General features: G+C 61.9%; 21 protein-coding genes. 6 read left to right on the top strand and 15 right to left on the bottom strand.

Features of this window, described 5'->3' with window-relative positions; translation table 11 throughout:
• Positions 1-35: 35 nt before the first annotated feature.
• The 13 genes from DF196_RS02550 to DF196_RS02610 all read right to left on the bottom strand — a co-directional run bounded on the left by DF196_RS02550 (position 36) and on the right by DF196_RS02610 (position 11335).
• Positions 36-722 carry a hypothetical protein gene (locus tag DF196_RS02550; RefSeq protein WP_094729292.1) on the bottom strand — a complete coding sequence of 229 codons (687 nt, stop codon included), beginning with the start codon at positions 720-722 and terminating at the stop codon, positions 36-38.
• Position 723: 1 nt separating this feature from the next.
• Entirely contained in the window at positions 724-1422 is a 699-nt protein-coding gene (locus DF196_RS02555; protein WP_055427671.1) for a hypothetical protein, read from the bottom strand.
• Positions 1412-2263, bottom strand: a complete 852-nt coding sequence (locus tag DF196_RS02560; protein ID WP_094667176.1) for a hypothetical protein — start codon at positions 2261-2263, stop codon at positions 1412-1414. The genes DF196_RS02555 and DF196_RS02560 overlap by 11 nt, the downstream gene beginning before the upstream one ends.
• 86 nt (positions 2264-2349) lie before the next feature.
• The gene (locus tag DF196_RS02565) at positions 2350-2757 is read right to left on the bottom strand and encodes a hypothetical protein (RefSeq protein WP_174514764.1); all 408 of its coding nucleotides are present in this window, start codon (positions 2755-2757) and stop codon (positions 2350-2352) included.
• 141 nt (positions 2758-2898) lie between these two features.
• On the bottom strand, positions 2899-4566 hold the full coding sequence (locus tag DF196_RS02570; protein WP_094667175.1) for a VirD4-like conjugal transfer protein, CD1115 family: 1668 nt from the start codon (positions 4564-4566) through the stop codon (positions 2899-2901).
• Positions 4563-4997, bottom strand: coding sequence for a hypothetical protein (locus DF196_RS02575; protein WP_055427659.1), 435 nt, complete (start codon positions 4995-4997; stop codon positions 4563-4565). The genes DF196_RS02570 and DF196_RS02575 overlap by 4 nt, the downstream gene beginning before the upstream one ends.
• On the bottom strand, positions 4994-5302 hold the full coding sequence (locus DF196_RS02580; RefSeq protein WP_055427658.1) for a hypothetical protein: 309 nt from the start codon (positions 5300-5302) through the stop codon (positions 4994-4996). The genes DF196_RS02575 and DF196_RS02580 overlap by 4 nt, the downstream gene beginning before the upstream one ends.
• On the bottom strand, positions 5299-6012 hold the full coding sequence (locus DF196_RS02585) for a hypothetical protein (protein ID WP_094729293.1): 714 nt from the start codon (positions 6010-6012) through the stop codon (positions 5299-5301). Before DF196_RS02585 ends, DF196_RS02580 begins: the two co-directional genes overlap by 4 nt.
• An 18-nt stretch (positions 6013-6030) precedes the next feature.
• A complete protein-coding gene (locus DF196_RS02590; RefSeq protein ID WP_094729294.1) occupies positions 6031-7491 on the bottom strand; it encodes an antirestriction protein ArdA in 1461 nt (486 codons plus the stop codon).
• Entirely contained in the window at positions 7488-8495 is a 1008-nt protein-coding gene (locus tag DF196_RS13615) for a hypothetical protein (protein ID WP_174514763.1), read from the bottom strand. The genes DF196_RS02590 and DF196_RS13615 overlap by 4 nt, the downstream gene beginning before the upstream one ends.
• A gap of 39 nt (positions 8496-8534) precedes the next feature.
• The gene (locus DF196_RS02600) at positions 8535-9437 is read right to left on the bottom strand and encodes a PcfB family protein (RefSeq protein WP_109056369.1); all 903 of its coding nucleotides are present in this window, start codon (positions 9435-9437) and stop codon (positions 8535-8537) included.
• A gap of 51 nt (positions 9438-9488) precedes the next feature.
• Entirely contained in the window at positions 9489-10940 is a 1452-nt protein-coding gene (locus tag DF196_RS02605; RefSeq protein ID WP_055427654.1) for a relaxase/mobilization nuclease domain-containing protein, read from the bottom strand.
• A complete protein-coding gene (locus DF196_RS02610; protein ID WP_055427653.1) occupies positions 10931-11335 on the bottom strand; it encodes a MobC family plasmid mobilization relaxosome protein in 405 nt (134 codons plus the stop codon). Before DF196_RS02610 ends, DF196_RS02605 begins: the two co-directional genes overlap by 10 nt.
• A 258-nt stretch (positions 11336-11593) precedes the next feature.
• Between DF196_RS02610 and DF196_RS02615 the strand changes: the two genes are divergently transcribed.
• Positions 11594-12130: a hypothetical protein gene (locus DF196_RS02615; protein ID WP_146194685.1), complete on the top strand. Its 537-nt coding sequence runs from the start codon at positions 11594-11596 to the stop codon at positions 12128-12130.
• Between the two features lie 28 nt (positions 12131-12158).
• The gene (locus DF196_RS02620; RefSeq protein ID WP_055427651.1) at positions 12159-12491 is read left to right on the top strand and encodes a hypothetical protein; all 333 of its coding nucleotides are present in this window, start codon (positions 12159-12161) and stop codon (positions 12489-12491) included.
• Positions 12492-12607: 116 nt separating this feature from the next.
• Here the strand turns inward: DF196_RS02620 and DF196_RS02625 are convergent, their stop codons facing one another.
• On the bottom strand, positions 12608-14167 hold the full coding sequence (locus DF196_RS02625) for a ParB/RepB/Spo0J family partition protein (RefSeq protein WP_055427650.1): 1560 nt from the start codon (positions 14165-14167) through the stop codon (positions 12608-12610).
• 88 nt (positions 14168-14255) lie between these two features.
• Entirely contained in the window at positions 14256-14873 is a 618-nt protein-coding gene (locus DF196_RS02630) for a DUF4192 family protein (RefSeq protein WP_143249101.1), read from the bottom strand.
• Between the two features lie 663 nt (positions 14874-15536).
• Here DF196_RS02630 and DF196_RS02635 point away from each other — a divergent pair.
• The 4 genes from DF196_RS02635 (at position 15537) to DF196_RS02650 (ending at position 18670) form a co-directional block, all read left to right on the top strand.
• The gene (locus tag DF196_RS02635) at positions 15537-16718 is read left to right on the top strand and encodes a sensor histidine kinase (RefSeq protein ID WP_241519551.1); all 1182 of its coding nucleotides are present in this window, start codon (positions 15537-15539) and stop codon (positions 16716-16718) included.
• Between the two features lie 16 nt (positions 16719-16734).
• The gene (locus DF196_RS02640; RefSeq protein ID WP_055427648.1) at positions 16735-17442 is read left to right on the top strand and encodes a response regulator transcription factor; all 708 of its coding nucleotides are present in this window, start codon (positions 16735-16737) and stop codon (positions 17440-17442) included.
• Positions 17443-17685: 243 nt separating this feature from the next.
• A complete protein-coding gene (locus tag DF196_RS02645) occupies positions 17686-18369 on the top strand; it encodes an ATP-binding cassette domain-containing protein (RefSeq protein ID WP_055427647.1) in 684 nt (227 codons plus the stop codon).
• 172 nt (positions 18370-18541) lie between these two features.
• The gene (locus tag DF196_RS02650; protein ID WP_014484606.1) at positions 18542-18670 is read left to right on the top strand and encodes a lasso RiPP family leader peptide-containing protein; all 129 of its coding nucleotides are present in this window, start codon (positions 18542-18544) and stop codon (positions 18668-18670) included.
• Positions 18671-18698 lie beyond the last annotated feature (28 nt).

Here is an 18698-nt window from a genome sequence, read left to right on the forward strand (position 1 = left end):
TTGGTTTTCCGATTGGCGACGTCATCCCGACCTCTTCAGAGAATCTGCATCCGATTGAACGCGATCAGGTTCGCCGCGGCGCATATGAGGATCGTCAGGATGGCCGCGGGCATCCAGTTCGGTACGTGAAGCGGACCGACGGCGAGCAGCCACTGCTGCGGTTCCGAGAACGACATGAGCAGTCCCAGCAGTACGACCACGACGAAGTAGCCAGCGATGCGCGACCCCGACAAGTAGCCAAGGTTCGCGGTCAGCATCGCAGCCAGCAGCACGCACGCCGCGCACACGGCCGAACCTGCGAACGCGACCGGGTCTTCGTCCGGGAACATGATCCGCTGGGCCACGGCTTGGATCAGGGTGTAGACGACGCAGTACACGGTGATCATGAGCAGGTAGGCGAGGAACCGTCCCGGTCCCCGGCCGCGTCTGACGTACACCATGCACTCGGGCACGGCGAGCCATTCCGAGAACTGCTCCAACGGGATCGCCATACCGAACAAAGCGTACACCAGTGCATACATGTTGTACGCCAGCCCCGGAGTGAACGGCGAATCCGACGAGCGGAACATGCCGATGAACACGCCCGGATCCATACCGCTGATCAGGAACCGGTACACGACCACCGCGTAGATGACGAGCAGCATCGCGCGCAACCCGTTGCGCCGATGTAGCGACTGCAGGAACCGGGCCATCTGCCACTTCATCCGACCACTATCGTTCATGTCACGCCTCCAACCTGTCCATGTGTCCAAAGGCGACGACGTTCGCGACGACGAGCAGCAGACACCAGCCGACGAACGGCGCCACCTGCCCGACGAGCACATCCGACCAATAAGGACTGATCGGATACCAGAAGTAGTACACGTACCGGGTCACCTCGCCCGTCAACGGCAGCAGCATCCAATTCGCCAACAGCAGGATGGCAATCAGCACCGGCAGCGTCCGCGAGAACGGCAGCCCGCAGTTCGCCAGCAGCAGCACCAGCAGCGACACGGCCACGCACATCATCACCGTCTGCACCGTCAGCATCGCCGTCAGCGACAGCGAGCCCGGCTCGAACGGCCGGCCGAGCAGGACGAACTCGGTCAGTGCGAACACCACACCCGAGCACGCCCCTGTCAACAGGCCCATCAGAGTCAGCCACGCGAGGTTGTGCCGCAACTCGTTCCTCGGATCGCGGCGCACCCGTTCGAACGCGCCATACCTCGCACTGCCCGCGCCCACCGCGATCAGACACGGCGGCAACGAGCACAAAGTGGCGCCCACACGCATGAACCCGATGTAATCGTCGTGCAGGGATGGGGCCAAGCCCCCGTATAGCAGACTCACGGCGCATACGGCGCCGATCAGGGACACCAGCCCCACTGCGATACGCATCACCCGTGGCGCGGTCCGGAACGGATGGAACAGATCAGAGCACATCGCGGGCCTCCTTCACCCGCGCGAGCACCAGCGAGCAGACCGTCATCCCGACCGTCATCAGGAGCATCCCCAAGTAATTGCGCCACGCGGTGCCAGGCGCATCCCAATGCGAGAAATTCAGGAAGATGATCTGGCTCCACTCGTCGGGAACCAGGCCACCGGTCAGCGCGGGCAGCATCCACCACACCAGACTCGCCACGAACGGGACCAGCAGCTCCACATGCCTGCGACGGATGAACAGGGACGAGCCCAACGCCAACAGGGCGAACGCACCCGACAAGACAAACACCAACAACAGGATCACCGCAATCAGCAACGGCTGACTCATCCTGTACAACGGATACGCCCACGACGACGAATCAATCAGTACATATTTAGGCAGCATCATGCCATTCTCATCCGCCGATGTACCTTCGATGAACGACAACTGTGGTGTCCGAACAGCCGAAACCAACAGGTTGACGATCAACGGCAACACCCCACCCAAGCCACCCAGCACAAAACCGGACAGCATGCTTGTATGCAAAAGCGCGGAACGTCCCTCGCGCGGAAGCATGTTCAGCAGGCGACCGCTACGCTCCTCCACCGCCCACACGCTCCCACCCATCAGGGCCGCGAAGAACGGCAGCAAATACAGATACAATGTGGATGCCGAACCATACTGGTTGAATAGCATCACATCCTTCAGGAGCGATGGCGCACTTTCCCTGATTCGATACCCCGCGTGGTACGTGGTCCAATACTGCACCGCCATCAGCATTACAGACATAGCCACGACAACCAGCAAACGAACACTGCACACGTTTCGCGCCAACTGCCGACGGAATACAAATCTATTCATGCTTTACTCCCTACTCCCATATCGTTCTAATGACGATGTGGGTGACGCCGAATATGTGGCACCACCCACATCGTTATTAGTCGTTATCAGTTAGAGTCCGGACTCCAGACACCATACGCAGACGTTGCAGAGATGTAGTTCTCTACATTCTGCATACGCAAATGAATTTGCTTGGGGCCGTTCTTGAAAGCGTTATTTGATACAAGAGCACTCTTATTGCTGCGCAGGAATTCAACGCTGGATGACACGTCATCATTGCTGTATCCAAGGGCCCATACCCTAATGGTACGATTCCCAGATACATTATCAGCTCGCACGAAGGAAGCTGAGCTATTCTGCTTCTGCCGGTTAGGGGTATCGAAGGTAGACCAGTTCTTGGCATATCCGCTCCAGCTGCTGCTGCTCACGTTGCCGGCGATTGCCGGTGTTGCGAAGCAGGCCATAGCCAGCATCGGTATGAAAACGCCAAGAAGCTTGCGCTTGACGGTGTTCATGATGACTCTTTCTCTTTTAAGGGTGTACGTCTGACGAGGCTTCACCAGACGCTGAGGATTCATCAACGTCTTTGTGATGAACCTCACATTTATACTGGCACTTTATTCAAAACGCTGCCTGTGAAAAGAGGGGTTTGTCATCTATAGATGACAAACCTTATTGCTAAGGAACGGCGGTATGCCTCTGAGTAGGTAGATGCACTGGTTGGCAGGTATGCGTCCGAGTTCGTCCGGGGTGAGGAGTTTTCGGGCGTTCTTACGGGTGCTGCGCGTCCAGCTGCCGTTGAGGCCTTTGGTTTCGCTGGTTTCGATGACGTCGATGGTCTGGTCTCCGAGTCGGTCGCTGATGTATTTGGTGGTGCTGGGTTCGTTGCCGCCGAGGAAGAGCTGGCTGTCGCAGTTGCCGGCAATGGTTTCCCAGTCATCCCGATAGAGGCTCTTGCCTTGGCTGACGGTCTGGAGGATGATGCTGCAGCTGATGCGTCGGCTTCGTATGGTGGCGATGAGCCTTACGAAGTTGGGGATTTTGCCGATGTTGGCGAATTCGTCGAGCATGCAGTGCACGTCGCGGTCGAGCACGCCGTCGGGTTTGGCGTCGGCTTTGCGCACGAGTGTTTCGAAGAGGCATTGGTAGAAGACGCTGGCGATGAAGGAGAACGTGGCGTTGGTGTCGGGCAGTTCGAGGTAGATGATGCGTTTGCCTTGGTCGAGGGTTTCGAGCCGGATGTCGTCGCCGTCGAGGATCCGGCGTACCTCGCGCACTTGGAGAGGTGAAAGGTGGACGCCGGTGGTGATGATGATGCTTTTCTTGGTTTCGCCGGCGCCTTTGAGGAACGTGTTGTATTGGGCGCATGCGAACGCGAGCCCGTCGAGCATGCTCCGGGTCTCCTCATCGTAGTCGTCGGGGTGTTCGCGCATGCGGTGGATTTCGGTTTGGGCTTCGGCAAAGAGCGCATCGATGATGTATTCCTTGTCTTCGTCCTGTTCGCTGGCTCCCATTCGGTCGAGTGTGTCGGTGACTTGGTTGAGGGTGGGGTTGTTTTCGGTGTAGTAGGTCCATGCGATGAGGGCGCATAGGAGTGCTTTTTCGGCGTCCTGCCAGAAGCTGTCTCCGGTTTTGCGGTCTCCGTTGGCGTTGGTGACGAGGTTGTCGGTCAGACGCAGGATCGCGGATTGGGGTTCTTCGGGGTCGATGTAGCGCATGGGGTTGAACCGGTCGGACCGGTCGAGGTGGATGAGGTCGAGCGTGTTGACTTGGTATCCGCGATCGCGCATGGCGTGTTCCGTGTCACGTTTGAGTTCGCCTTTGGGGTCGGTGACGGCCCAGTTCATGTCCACGGACAATAGGTTGGGTTTGACGTAGTAGCGGGTTTTGCCGGAGCCTGATGAGCCGAGCAGGAGCGCGTTGAGGTTGCGCAGGGTGCGTCGCGTGTCTATGGAGAGCCGTTCGGTCGCGGTGAATCGAATGTTGCGGGATTCCACGGGGTCGATGAACGGTTTGATGTCCTTCGGAGTGCCCCAGTGGGCGGAACCGTGTTCCTCGCCGCTGCGCAGGTTCAGGCGCGCCGTGTACTTGTATGCCCAAATCAGCAGGCCGACTCCCATTGCGGCGAGTCCGCACAGCAAATCGGTATGGTTCGTGGATAGGTGGAATGGATGGTACAGGTCGAGCCAGAATCTGTTCATCAGGTCGATCACGCTCGTGCCTTCATCCAGGTCGGTGCGTATCTGGTAGCCGATCTTGTCGCCCAGCCAGAACAGTGTGAGCAGTCCCATGGCCGCGGGCAGTATGGCCTGTAGGCGTTTCATTGGTTTCCCTTGTCTCCTCCCACGCTGACGCGGTGCTGCGTCATGGTTCTTCGTATGTCATCTCCAACGAATGCTTCGGCCGCTTGCGAAATCCGACTGTTGATGCGGTGTTCGGCGCGGACGCGGATGTTCGTGAGCGTCTGTTCCCTAGTCCATGGCGGATCGTCGGCCGCGGGCTGCATGACGGCGGTGTCCGCTTGCAAAGGCTTATCGCGTCCGAGTGCCGGCTGTCTGTTTCCCGCGTCGGCGGCGCTGGTGATGCGCGTGAGACCTTGGCGGTTCTCGATGGTGTCGCCTCCGTCGCACATCGCGGCAAGGATGCGTCCCACGGGTGTTTCCGCATCGTAGATGGCCGAGTTCCCGCGTGTGATTGGAGTGCCAACGGTTTCCTCGCCTGCATCGATGATCGTGATTGTTCGCGCCGTGTTCACGGGAGTGTGTCCTTGACGCTGGTGTGCAGGGCCATCTCGTCGGCCAGGATGTACACTTCGTCGGCGTTTTCCTCTTCGTGGATGATGCCGTGGACGATGAGTCGTCGTCCCTGCAGTGCGCTCTGTTCGCGCAGGTATGTCGCATGGTCTCCGGCCGCGTGCACGCGGATGATGAGCGGCGTGTCCATGGTGCCGGCGTTCACGGTCAGGGTTGCCGTCGTCCTGCCGTCGCCGTCGGTGTGGAATCTGGCGTCATCGGTGAGGATGCCGCGCGCATAGGCCTGCGGATGTCGGGCGTCGATCATCGGCTCGGCCTGCGTTTTCTGATGGGTTTGTCGATGTTCGGGGCTTTGCCTTGGACGGCGTTGATGGCGTCTCGACCGATGGCGCGGGCGTCGCGGCCGCCTCCGGTGAGCGCGTCGGATTCGGCGCGGGCCTTGGACACCCGAACGTGTTTGGAGGCGAGCGTGTCGAGGGCCTGTTCCCGTGCGGCCATGACCCGGATGCTCCACGGGTCCCGGTAGTCGTCGATCGGCTGGCTGATGCGGGTGCGGTCGGGCAGTTCGTTGCGTCGGGTCTTGCGGTCCACCGGGTAGGAGCGGCATGCGGGGTTCGCGGATTGGATGTAGTGGATTGCGGTGGCGAGGTCGGCGATGCGTTCCTCCGCCGTTTTGTCCATGTCGATGAGCACGCGGCCTTGCACGTGTTGTTCGTCGCATACGGTGCGCGTCCATGTTTCGTAGTCGCGCACGTCAACGGTGTCCCGTTGTTCGCTGTCGTGCTGGTATCGCGTGGCGTCGAACCGGTAGGTGATGTCGTGCGGGTGCACGTCGGCCGACCATTCGGGCAACGGTTCGATGGGGATCTCGCGCAGGGTGACGAGCCGGTACGGTGGTTCGATGTCCCCGTAGGAGCCTTGGGGCTGGAGGATGCCGAAGCCTTCCATGCGCAGCTCGTAGCCGAGGCGTTTGAGTTCGTCCTGCAGTTGCCGGTAGGCGGTGTCCATGGTGGTCATGCTGGTCTCCTCGGCGGCTTATCGGTTGCGGGTCTTCGTCCGGTCCGGTGTGGACGGATGGGCTGTGGGGTCGTCGGCGCGCTGGCTGGCCCGTTGGCGTATGCCGTCGAGCACCGTGTCCCTGCCTTTCGACGTGTTCGGCTCTTCCTCTTTCGCCGATTTGGGGTTGAAGGAGGTGATGGGTGCGGGCAGCGCGTATCCCTGGTCGATCGGGGTGATGCCGTCGGCGGGGTCGAGTTCGCCGGCGGGTCTGGCGCCCATGGTTTCGGCGAGTATCGAGGCGGCGTCGCCGCGCCCGGTCCGGTCGGCGATGATGCGTTGGAGGGTGTCCTCCAATCCGGCGCTGATGTCGGTGGAATCGGCGGGCATGATGCACTGGTAGACGGGTGCTCCCCAGTTCGTCGCCGTGCCGGCGAGCGTGTATTCCATGATGCGTTCGCTGGGTTCGAGCAGTGATTCGAGCCGGAACGGTTCCCGTGCCGGCATCTGGTCGGGATTGGCGTGTTCTGCTGCGTGTTCGGCGACGAGTCGGGCGAACGTGGCCGAGCCTGAGGGCATGTCGCCGTCCAGCTGGTCGGCCACCGGTTTGACGAGGCCTTGGACCTGTCGGCGCAGGGTGTCGCCATCGGTGTCGTTGGCCTGCATGATGCGTTCGGTGATGCGCTCCGTGCCGTCCGATCGCATCACGTTGTCGTGCGTGTCTCCCCAGCGCTCGATCATCCGCATTGCGTCGGGGGTCGACTGCGTCGTGGCGTCGAGGCCGGGCTCGTCGTCGGTGTAGGCGTCGATGATCTGCTTGAGTTCCGTGCCGGAATACCGTTTGGTGTCGGGGATGGTGGCGTCGATCAGGAACCCGTGGTCGGCGAGGGTGACGTTGTCGTTGATGGCGGCGTCGCGCCCGTATTTCGCCACGTCGAAGTACATGCCGTATGGTCCGTCAAGGAGTTTCGCGAGTTCCGTGCTTTGGTTGACGCAATGCCAGCCGTACATCTCGTCCAGGTCGGGCGTGTTCTCCTGCGTGATGCCTTGCGGCGGGTCGTAGGTCATGTATTCGATGTCCTCGGATTGGACGAGCAGGTTCGCCAGTCCGATCGGGTCGTGCACGCCGTTCATATCGGCCGCCAGCCGTACCGCCTCCAATGCTTCGGGCTGGTCTTGCGTGAAGATCCGGGCGGCTTGCGCGAGCGTGTTCAGGGAGTGGAGGTCTTCGTATTCGCCGGGCCGGTAGTCGAGTGCGGCGAGCAGGCCCGTGTATTCGTGGTCGAAGATGCCGTATTCCTCATAGGTGACGCCTCCTTGGCGTCCGATCTCATAGGCTTGCTGCGCGTCGAGCGTCAGTCCGACCTGTTCGGTGAGGAACCGGTTGATCCGCTGCTCGTCCGTGGGCAGGCGCAGCCATCCGCCGATGAGCGTGCCCTCGTTGTATCGTCCGAGGTTGCCTACCCATACGTTGATCGTCAGGTCGTCTTCCGCCATCATCGGCTCCTTGTCTGTGATTGCTGTGATTGCGTCCGCGTTCTTGCCGGCGTGGTGGATGGTGTTTGCGTGCGGCGTTCGGCCCTGTCCTTGATGGCGTCGAGTGTCCGGCTCTTGCCGGCCTTCCGGGATTGCTCGGCCGCCGGTTCGGGGTTTTCCGGGCCGGGTGCTGCTGGTGGTTCCTCGCCGGTTGGGGTGCCGGTGGTGGCGGTGACTGGTTTGTTTTCGGCGTGCTGCCTCGCGTAGGCCATGCGTTGCGCTTTGACGGCGCGGCACAGCTGCCATGCGTCGTCGATGCGCATGGTCTCTCGTTGCTCGCCTTTGCCGCGCCACAGTTCTACCGGTTCGCCGGGTTTGAAGCTGACGGTCACGTCGCGCCCGTTCAGTTTGGCGTCCCGTGCATGGTCGGTCAGGAAGCGGTCGAGCTGCCATCCGGTCAGGTCCACGCCGCGGATGCTGGTGCCCTGCGGTATCGCCACGCGCATCTTGTCAAACATGCGCCCGTCCTTGGAGGTCATCCGGTACAGGTGCACGTAGCTGTTGGGGAAGTTCACGCGCGGCCAGATCTCCCTTGTTCTTCCACCGGCCGCGGGTTGCGCCGTCTGCTCGCCGCCGGGCCGGCCGACGGCCGTCTCGTTCCGTTTCGGCTCCGGGGCCGGAGTTCGCGCGTTTCCGGTCTGTTCGGGCTGCCATCGCGTCGGCGTCTGCATGGCGTCGGGCGTGTTCCATGATCGTGCGGCCTGCGTGCGGATGCGTTGGGCGATCTCGTCGGAGGCCTGGTCGAGGTCCGGCGCAGGGAAGCTGATCGAGGCGTCGGGCCATGCCTGGTTGTGGCGTCGGATCGCGTCATCGACGACCATGCGGGCGACCTGGCCCAGCCGATTGTCCTGCGGCATGCCGGCGGCCGCGTATTGCTCGCCGCGTCGCGCGATGTCCGCCAGGGCCTGCCGGTCGTTGTCGATGAGGTTGTCCATGAGCCAACGCGCGTTGGCTGAAAGCTCGGGCATGGCGATGTTCCTTTCCGGTCATGGTCGTCGCGCATCCGTTCACCGGGTGCGGGTGCGTTGCTTCGAGGGCGCGGTGCGGCGTTGCCCTTCGATGCGTTTGCCGGCCCGCGTGCGGATGTCGTTCAGGGTCTGCTGCTTGGTTTTGGGGCGGCGCACGCCGCCGTCCGGGGCGGGGATGTCCATGCGGTTCCAGTCCAGGCCCCGTGAGCGTGCGGTCAGGGTTTCGATAGTGTCGGCGATCCGTCTGGCCTGGCCGGCCGGGTAGGTGAAGCGCACCGTGTCGTCGGCGACCCGTTGCGGGGGGTGGGGTATGGGGAGCCGGTCGAGCTGGTCGGTGATGATCGCGGCGTCACGGTCCCAGGGCACCGTGCGGAAGTCAAACCGGCCGTTCGATGGCGATTCGGCGTCGAAGGCGAGGCGCAGCGCGTCGTCGGAGGGTTCGAGGAACGGATTCGGCTCCTCTCGTTCCGGTGCCGGCATTGTCTCCGTGGCCGGCCGTGCGGGATCGGCGTCGCCGGGTTCGGGAGTCGTGGCGGTCTCCTGCCGGGCGAGTTCCCGGTTGAGGCGTTCGACGATGCGTGAGACGACGTGGTTGACCTCGTCGGCGTCCTTGCCTTGGAAGTGGAGGAAGGTGCGGCCGGTGTCGCGGTCGTGCTCGATGTGGAAGGTGATGCCGGCCTTTTTCAGGTCGTGTTCGAGCTGTCGGGCGTATCGTCCGGTGACTTCCTGCACGTTGATCGGCTCGCCGGTGCGGTGCAGGGTCTTGCCGTCCACCTTGCCGGTGGTCCTGATACGCCGTAATGTCTCGCCGGTGGCGTGCACGCCGATGCCGAGCAGGTGCAGCGCCTTGTCGAGCCCGTATTTGGTCACGTCGATGATGACGCGCGTGCCTTGCTCGCTGACGCGCATCATGAGTTCCTGTGCCTGGTCCTCGGCCGCCATAGGATTCTCCCGTCATCCGTCGTGGTTCGTTGCGTTCCAGCTTCCGCCGGCTCACCGGTTCCTGCGGCGGACACGATGCCCGCCATCGCGGCGTTGCGCGCGCCGTGCGCCGTCGGAGCGTTCGGCGGTTGGCGTGGTGCGGGCGATGAGCCGGCGCAGGGCGAGGGCGTCGGAGGCCAGGCCACGGGTCTCTTGCTCCTCGATGGCGAGCTGGGCCTCCAGTCCCGTGGCGTCGGCTCCCTGATCATGGTTGTCGGCGATGAGCGCGATCAGGGCGCGCATGTGCTTCGCGTTGAGTTCGACGGAGTCGGTGAGTCGGCCGAGCGTCGCCAGCCGGCCGTCGCCTTCGTCGATGACCTGGGCGAGCACCTTGAGCTCGCGCAGGCTGTCGGCGAGCCGGTCGCAGGCGATTGCCTGACGCAGCGCGCGCCCGTTCACGCCGGTCAGGTCCCGGCCGTCGAACCGTTGACGGCAGTAGTCCTCCAGTCGCAGCGTGGGCCGCGCGAACCATGCGTACAGGCCCTCGCAGTCCGTTGAACGTGCATAGCCGCCGTTCTCGTCGGTGAGCACCTGTCTGACGTCGTCGGACAGGTAGGCGTGCCAGATCCTTCCGTCACGCACGAGCCGGTCGCACGGTATGGACAGGCGCAGGCGTCCGTGCGTGCCGGGCACCCGAACGGTCACCGCCGTATCCGTCCGACGGGCGATCATGGCCTCGTGGAAGGTGATCTCGCTGAGCGTGCGCCGGTGGATCTTGCCCATGATGGCGAGCATGTTGTATGCCACGCCCAGTCGCCGGTCTCGGATTCCGCGGGTCTGCCCGCATGGCGTGTAGGTGATGCGTCCGCCGCGCACGGTCGCGTTGACGCCGAGCGTCGCGAGTTCGCGGCGGAAGCCCGCGAAGTCATGGGCGTTCATGCAGGCCGTGTCGATGCTGGTGCGCAACCGGTCCTTGATGTTGCCGCCTCTGGCGCTCAGATGGAGTTCCCCGATCGACGGGGCCACGCGCCCGGACCGTTCCGGCATGAGGGTGTGCAGCCCGTATTCGCGGCATAGCCGGTCGCTGATCTTCCGCCATTCGCCCAGGGTTCCTTTCCTCAGACGCAGGGCCTTGCCCGTGATCCGGTCTGCCGGGCAGATGAGGATGTGGTTGTGCATGTGGGATCTGTCGGTGTGGGTGGCAATCACGTAGTCGTGCGTGCCTCCGGTGATCTCCCGGACGAACCGTTCCCCGATCAGATGCGCCAATCGGGGCGTGACCTGGTCGGTGGGATCGAACGATTGGATCACGTGCAGCGCCAACACGGCCCCCTGCCGGCGTGAGCCGCCTTTCGTGGCGTCCAACGCACATTCGAAGCCTCGGGCGATGGACTCGGCGTCCGTGATGTCATCGCCGACGGTGGTCGAGGCCCACCGGTAGCCGTCGGTCTTGGCCGGGTTCGTCACGTAGGCGATGCTGCGGGCAAGCGTGCTTTTGATCTTGCCGATCTTGACTACAGCCATTCGGGCACCCCTTTGGGGTCAACGTCGGTCTCCACCCGGATGCGCAGGCCCGCGACCAGCCGTTCCGCCTGGCGCAGCTCGTCGAACACGCGCGAGAGCATGGCCAGGTCCGTCTCCCGCGTGGTGTTCGCGTGACGGGCGATCTGGTTGACGTTGTTGCCGATCCTCGCCAGTTGGGCGCTCACGTCATGCAGGTTCGCGGGCACGGTGATGTTGACGCGGTGGGCGCATCTGATCCTGTTGCGGGCGAACGCCATCCATCCCACGGGCCTGAGCCCGGCCTGGATGCGCTGACGGTTCTCCACTTTGAGCGAGTCCGCCACCCACCGCCATTCCTCCTCGCTGAACGTGACCGCCTTGCGGATCGTCCTGGAACGGTTGCCTTTCCAACCCATCGGCGCCTCCTCATATCGGGTTCCACGGGTGTCCCGCGATCGGCCCCGAGCCTCGCGGGGCCGCGCCGGTGTACGTACACCGGCGATGCTTGCTACACACCAACCGCCCCTCCGGGGAGGGGATGGTTGCGCACCGGTCAGTTTCGCCTTGGCGCCACGCCATGCGCGGCGGACTTCAGGTCACGTTTCGCATGCCGACGCCGGTTCCGTTTCGTGTCCGCCGGCATCATTGCCGGCGTCGTTCTACGATGCGGGGCAGTGAAGAACAATCACCGTGAGGAGACCGTCATGGCGAAGCCGAGGGAACGCAACCGGGCGATGCGCGCCATCGCCGACAACGCATTGGATGCCGAGTTGGAGGCGCTTCGGCGCAAACGCGGCGAACTGTCGCGTTTGGGTATCCTGCTGGACGATATGCGCTGGGCCGCGGAACGATTCCGTGACGCCGCCCAATCGTTCTGCGACGACCATCACATGCCTCGTGCCCAGCTCGTGCGCACGCTCAGGATGGAGCCAAGGGAGACGGGCATGGCGTTCCATGCCGTCACGCCCGACTACGGGCAGGCCAATCCCGCCGATAGTCACGGCGAAATCCATGATGGCGAGGATTTGTCCCTCGAATCCGACGGCCGACCGGCATCCGCCGTCGATACGCCGGAGATTGCCCTGACGGAAGACAACGCCGCAACGGCGAATGCGGCCGATGCCGGTGATGCCGGAGAATCCGGTTCGATTGGATTGGACCCGGAGGGATTGCGATTCGGTTTCCCGCGTCCTGGCGGCTACGCTGGATGACATTGGCTACATACGGGAGGTGGCGGCGATGCCGATGCTGCTGGTGATGCTTGGCCTGTCGCTGGCGACGGGCGTGATACGCATGCTGATGCGTGGCGTGGCCTCGTGCCTTGCCCTGTTCGCGCACCCGTTGCGGCTCGTGGTGTTCCTCGTGAACTCCGTGTTCACGGCGTTCGCCATGCTGTCGGGATTGCTCATGCTGGCGTTCCTGCTCATGCATTTCCTCGCCGGCTCGGACGCTCCGGCATTGGACGGCTCGTTCGCGTTGATCGTCGCCACGTTTCTCACGGCCGTGCTTGCGAGCATGCTCATGGATTGGTGCGACGCGCGGCTCCGACGACGCTCCTCCCGCCACGGCTGAACGTCACCCGCCGCCGCTTGGCTCCGGAAGGCGCGGGCGCGCATGCGCCGTCACGTTTCGCCATTCGCGCCCGGACGGGGGCGGAACCCGTATTCCGGTTCCGCCCCGTCCGTCGCTTATTCGGCGTCGTCCGGCTCGCCGGATGCGTCGTCGGCTTGCGACGCCCCATCGTCGTCCGGTTCGCTGTCCTGCCCTATGCCGGTATCCTCGCCATTGTCGTCGTCATCGATTGGTACGAGGGAGCCGTTGAGGGCTTCGGCTTCCGTGTCCGAGGTGCGGTAGCCGAGTGTTTCCAACGCCTCGTACAACGGTGCGGCGTGTTCCGCGATGGTCGCCGCGTCACGCCACGTTTCCCAGCTGACGCGCTCTTCGGCCAAGGCGTAGAGCAGTCCGAACGCGGCCCGTTGCGGGTCGCCGGCAATCATCGCGGTGACGGACTCGCGTAACGGGTCTTCGGCCTCGTCCTCCGGCTTTGCATCATCGGCGTCGTCGCCCGCCGTGCCGATGCCGGTGATTTGCTCCCAGACGTCCTCGGCATGACTGTTCCATTGGTCGAATCCCTCGGTGAGCGTATCGAGCGCGAATCTCGCGGACAGCAGGGCGACGGCTTTGCCGATGCCCTTCGGCTGGGATTTCAGTTCCATGAGATGCGTCACGAACGCGATGCGCAAATCACGGCTTGCCCGCGCGAACTCCTTGGCCGGTGCCGTCTCGCGTTCCTCGCGTTCCCGTTCCTCGCGCCAACGCGCCTCACGCGCCTCGCGGGCCGCGGTCTCGGCCTCCTCGTCCACGGTTTCGTACAGGGCGATGCCGCGCGCCCATGACGCGCCTTCGGCCCGCACTCCAACGACGGGCGTGGCTCCGTCATGGGAGTCGCGCCATGCGTCGATGGCCTTGGCGATGTCGCCCGTGGTCAGCATCGTGGTGCGACGCAATCCCTTTGGCGAGTCATACCAGTTGTCCGTGTTCGGCTGTTCGTCGGCCGCGTCGATGCCCATGCGTTCCAATTCGGCTCGCGCCGTGTCGAGCCATTCGCGCCATGTTCGCTCCTGCCGGGCGTGCTTGACGGCCATGTTCCAGTTCTTGCCGCCTGCCGCCTCGGCGAGCCGTTCCTGAAGGTCTGGATGCCGGTCGAAGTCGGCGATGGTCTCCCAGTCGTCGATGCTCAGCTGGGCCGTTCCGGCCTTGCTTCGCGCGTTCTCGCCGATGGCGGCTATCTTCAGGCGTCGGCGCACCAATGACGTGGAACGGCCGGTGCGTTGCGCTGCCTCGTCCACGCCCACGCCCAAATCGAGAAGCCCCTGATAGCCGTCGGCCTCCTCGATGACGGTCAGGTCGGCGCGCTGGCTGTTCTCCACGAGCATGAGCTCGCGTTGCTCCCGTTCCGACAAATCGGCCACCACGGCGGGTACCCGGCTCAATCCGGCGAGTTTGGCGGCGGCGAGGCGGCGATGCCCGATGACGAGCAGGTAGCGTCCCTGCGGCGTGGGAGTGACGAGCAGGTTTTGCCGGATGCCCTGCGCGCGTATCGAATCCGCGAGTTCCGACACATCGCCCACGTCGCGGCGCGGGTTCGCGGGGTTCGGATCGATAAGTCCCACGTCCAGCATGACGATGTTCGATTCCTCCATGCCTTCGTCGGCCGATACGGGACGTTCGATGATTGCGGTTTCCATGATTGTCTCCTTGAAAAAACAGATGATTGGGGATTGGCTGGGGCTTCCGGAATCGGAAGCCCCAGCCAGATGAATCCACGGCCGACGCTCAGTGGCGGCGGCGTTCCGTCCACGCGGGGCGGATGCCGTGTTCGCTGGCCGCGAGCACGAGGGATGCCAACGAGCAGTCGTCGTCCAAGGCCAAGGCCTTGAGCGCGCGCACCGCGGCGGCGGTCGAACGGTCGGCCATCCACAGCAGGTACGCGCACGACGCCATCGGCTGTGCCTTGTATCCGTCCGGGGCGTCGGCCGTCACCGATTCCAGCAACGCCGTCGCGCGTTCCCCGCGTCTCGTGTCCGGCTGGTAGGCGGCGTCCTTGAACGCCCGTGACAGTTCGCGCATGACCACGGCCGCCGACTCCATCGAATGCGGCTGGGCGTACAGCATGTGCAGTTCGCCGCCGCCCATCTCGCGCAAAGATGCGAGTATCAGCGCGTCCCGCATGCTCAGGCACTCGGTCATCAGCACCGCCAGCGTGACGCGCTCCTCATGGGAGAAGCCTCCCTCGTCGCGCGACAGCAGGCCGTTCCACCTGTCCATCAGGGGTGCGAACCACTTGTCGGCCGCTTCCGCCGGCCCAAGTTCACGCCGGTCCTGAAGGAACCCGTCGCGTACGCGCTTCGCCAGTCCGGTTCCCGTCGTGCGGGTGTCCACCATGTCGTTCATGTCCATCGGTCCTTTCCGTGTGGTTTCCATTTCGGACACCACCCGCCTGCCATGCGCGCAGGCGGAGAGACCGGAGGCGTGGACCGCGACGATCCGGGCAGTAGCGAAGACGGCATGCTGGTCCGCCGTCGCAGCGCAGGCACGGGAGCGGCGCGGGACACGGCGCAGGGAACGCAGACGGAGCGCATGGCATGCTGGTGGTGGCCGCAAACCCCTCGTCAGATTCCGCGCGGCCCACCGCCGCGAGCATGCGAGCGGCCAGACAGCACGGTCATGCGCGCAGCGCATGGACCGGGGCCGCGTTCCCGCGCCGATTGCGGAGAGTATGTCGAACAGCCCCGCCTGGAGCATTCTCTCCGCAAGCGGAGAGGGAAGTCCGCGATAAGTTACTGTCATCCGTAGATGTCAAACAGGAGCCCAGTCATGGACATGCGAGCCTCAAATCGTAGATAATGGGAAAGCTGTATTCTCGGACAACGAAGAAGGCGTAAGGTGCAGGTTGCGAGGAACCATCTCATTATGGGCTCACGCCGGGGTAAGTCATCAGATGGGAGACAAACGTTAGCCGTCACCCCGCGGGATCGATTGATCCTATGGCTTCGTCAGCTCAAAGGGGAACGCCTGCTTCGTTTCACGACGACTCTGATCTGCATCGTTGGCACGATGGGCGTGCTGATCCGCGATTATGTGAAAGAGCGGATGGCAATCGGCACAGGATATTCGTTTATCCGGTTCCTCAACGAGGGAGCGGGAATATGGTACTTCCTTATACTGCTAGTTTTGGGAGCCATAAACGTGACGTTAAGGTCCAGAAGCCCCGTGGCGTTGCTGGCCTTGGAATTCATTGAGCTCTCTCTGGGCGTCCTGTTCGGCGTTGGTCTGCACTCATACACGCAGTTCGCGCTTATCTTGGTGCTTTATCTGTGCATTCGGCTTCCTTTGTATGTTCAGGCCATGTGCGATCTGGCCATGATCTGCATGATCGCAATGCAATACATCTATCCCTCCTATCTGCAGCCTCAATATTTGGCGTTACTGTACTCCGTCGCTTTGGCCGGCATCGCATCCTCACTGTTGTCCATAGCGTGGGAACGGCGAACGTCGAATAGGCTGCTGTCCGAGGCACGGCGAAAGACCGCAATGCTGGCGGAGGAAAAGAATCGTACGGAACGGCGCCTTCGCATGGCCAACGAGCTGCATGACAGTGTCGGTCATGGATTGACCTCGATTATCGCGTTATCGCAGGGAGGTGAGGACTGCATAAGGAATGGCGGCTATTCCGCTTCGCAACTGGCTGATGTCTTAGCAGAGATCACATCGATTGCGAAGGACAGTCTGACCGATACGCGCCGTATACTAAAGGTCTTCAATGAAGAGGAATCGCAGCCGTCTTTGGAACAGGTCGGTCTTGACCCAGTGAATCAGGATGACATCCTGCGTTTACGGGATTGGGACGATATCAGACCCGTACTGGAACACATACGCTCAACCGGAATCATCGTCGTGTTCACCGAAACGGGAAGACGCGTCGAGGACCCCCGCCGTTCGGATTTATGCTTCGCCGTCACTCGCGAGGCACTGACCAATGCCCTTCGGCACGGCGCGGGACTGACCCGCATTGCCGTCTCCTGGAATCATTACCGTGATGGCGGAACAGCAATCACGATCCGCAACGATGGACACGTCTCCGGACACGACACCACCGGCGAGGCATCCGGTCAAAGCAGGAAGCCGACAGGTGGAACCGGACTGCAACGGCTCTCCCAACGCCTTGCGAAAATGGGCGGCACCCTGTCCTATGGGCCATACGGCAATGGCTGGGCGGTCAAGGCACTAATCCCCTGAAAGAAACGGAAGAACCATGAAGGATGCAAGAGACGACATCATCAAGGTCATGCTGGTCGATGACATGCGAGGGGCGCGCACCGGCTTCATGATGATGCTGAACAACGATCCGAACATCATCGTCAGCTCCCAGGCCGTGGACGGCGCCCAAGCAATCGAGTTCCTACGGCAATCACCGCAGCAACTGCCTGACGTGATTCTGATGGACGTGCGCATGCCCGTCATGGACGGCATAGAGGCGACGGGCATCATCAAGGAGCAATTCCCCCAAATCCAGATACTGATCCTGACCACATACGATGAGGACGATTACGCCTTCGACGGATTGGCGCGAGGGGCATCCGGATTCCTGCTCAAGGATGCGACCCCCAAACAGCTACGTGACGCCGTACACGCCGTGCATAACGGAGATGCGGTATTGACACCGAGAATCACCGGTGAAGTACTCAATCGCGGGGTTCGGCCCATATCGGACAACACCCGCATCAAGCTGCTACGAAGCCTATTCGACGGACTTTCCAAGCGGGAACATGAAGTCGCGGAACTCGTGGCGGCAGGCTTGTCCAATCAGGAAATCGCGGAGCGCCTATTCATCGAAACGACATCGGTACGACGCACGGTAAGCCGCATATTGGCCAGAATGCACATGCGGGACCGAGTCCAAATCGCCATAGCTTGGTATCAATCGGGGCTGGACCAAATAACAGGCAGCAAACCAGCATAAAAATCACGATATTCATCTCAACGATTGTGGTGTTTGTCATCTTCAGATGACAAACACCACAATCCTTTTATTGGAGAATAGAGCAAACTGGTTAACTGTCTATGTCCGTCGCTCAAGCGAACGGAACAAACCTAGCATATATCACGTCACTTTTGCCATCCCCTAAGATAGGGCAGTATCCAAAAACCGTTAGGGGGGGGACTTCGATTATTGCGGCTCGGGTCAATCGAAGAAAGGAAAACGATGTGCCAGCTGCCCGATTCGGCTTCACCCATCATTGCGTTTGAGAACGTCTCATTCAATCATGCCGGTCGCGAATTGCATGGGATCACATTTGCCGCCTATGCAGGTCGAGTCACCGTTCTGATGGGGCCACATGACGCCGGCAAAACAACTGTTCTCCGGATGCTGTTGGGACTGGATATCCCGGATTCCGGATGCATATACACCTGTGGCAAACCCTGTGGCACATCCCGTATACCCAAAAACGTTGTGAATGCAATGCCCGAAGCCATTTCACTATCCCCGTATTACTCGGTCGGAACCTATCTTCGTTGGAAGGCGTTCTGGGCCGGAACGTCTGATTCGCTTCTTGACGGGATTATTCACATGACCGAACTGCAGAATCTTCTCACCGTCAAGCTCCACGATCTCGCTCCAATCGATGTCCTCAAAATGCGATTCGCCATAGCTCTGCTTCCCAATCCCAAAGCCCTGATCGTAGATGAACCGCTCCAGGCACTCGATCAATCGGGCACGAATTGGATCTGCGAGCAGATACGGAAGCAGACAAATCGTGGCGTTGCGGTGCTCATCGCATCCGAACCGGACGGCAAGCTGAAGCCGATTACCGATGATGTTGTGGTACTGGATAAAGGCACCGTGGTAAAAGAGGGTTCCCGCGGCCAACTCTGGAAGGAAGACTGAAAAACGCCAGCAGATCGTCCGATTCCCCATAGATCCATGTGTTTGGTGTTTGTCATCCGAAGATGACAAACACCAAACACATTCTTGGATGTACTATCCAAATCATGTTAACTGGAATGGCATGCACCGACATGCAATCCGGTTCCATATCCAGAACACGAGGAGAACGAAGATGAAGGATTATGTGCCTCCTGCCGTTGAGGTCATCGCATCATTCAAGGAAGCAACCAATGGCGTATGGTTCGGCAACTATGTCGATGTTGGCGGCGCCAAGGCCCCGTTCCCTTGGGGATCGAACTGACCGAAACCCTGCATATATTGATGATCCC

It is taken from the genome of Bifidobacterium callitrichidarum, from assembly GCF_003129905.1.
GTDB classification, from domain to species: domain Bacteria; phylum Actinomycetota; class Actinomycetes; order Actinomycetales; family Bifidobacteriaceae; genus Bifidobacterium; species Bifidobacterium callitrichidarum.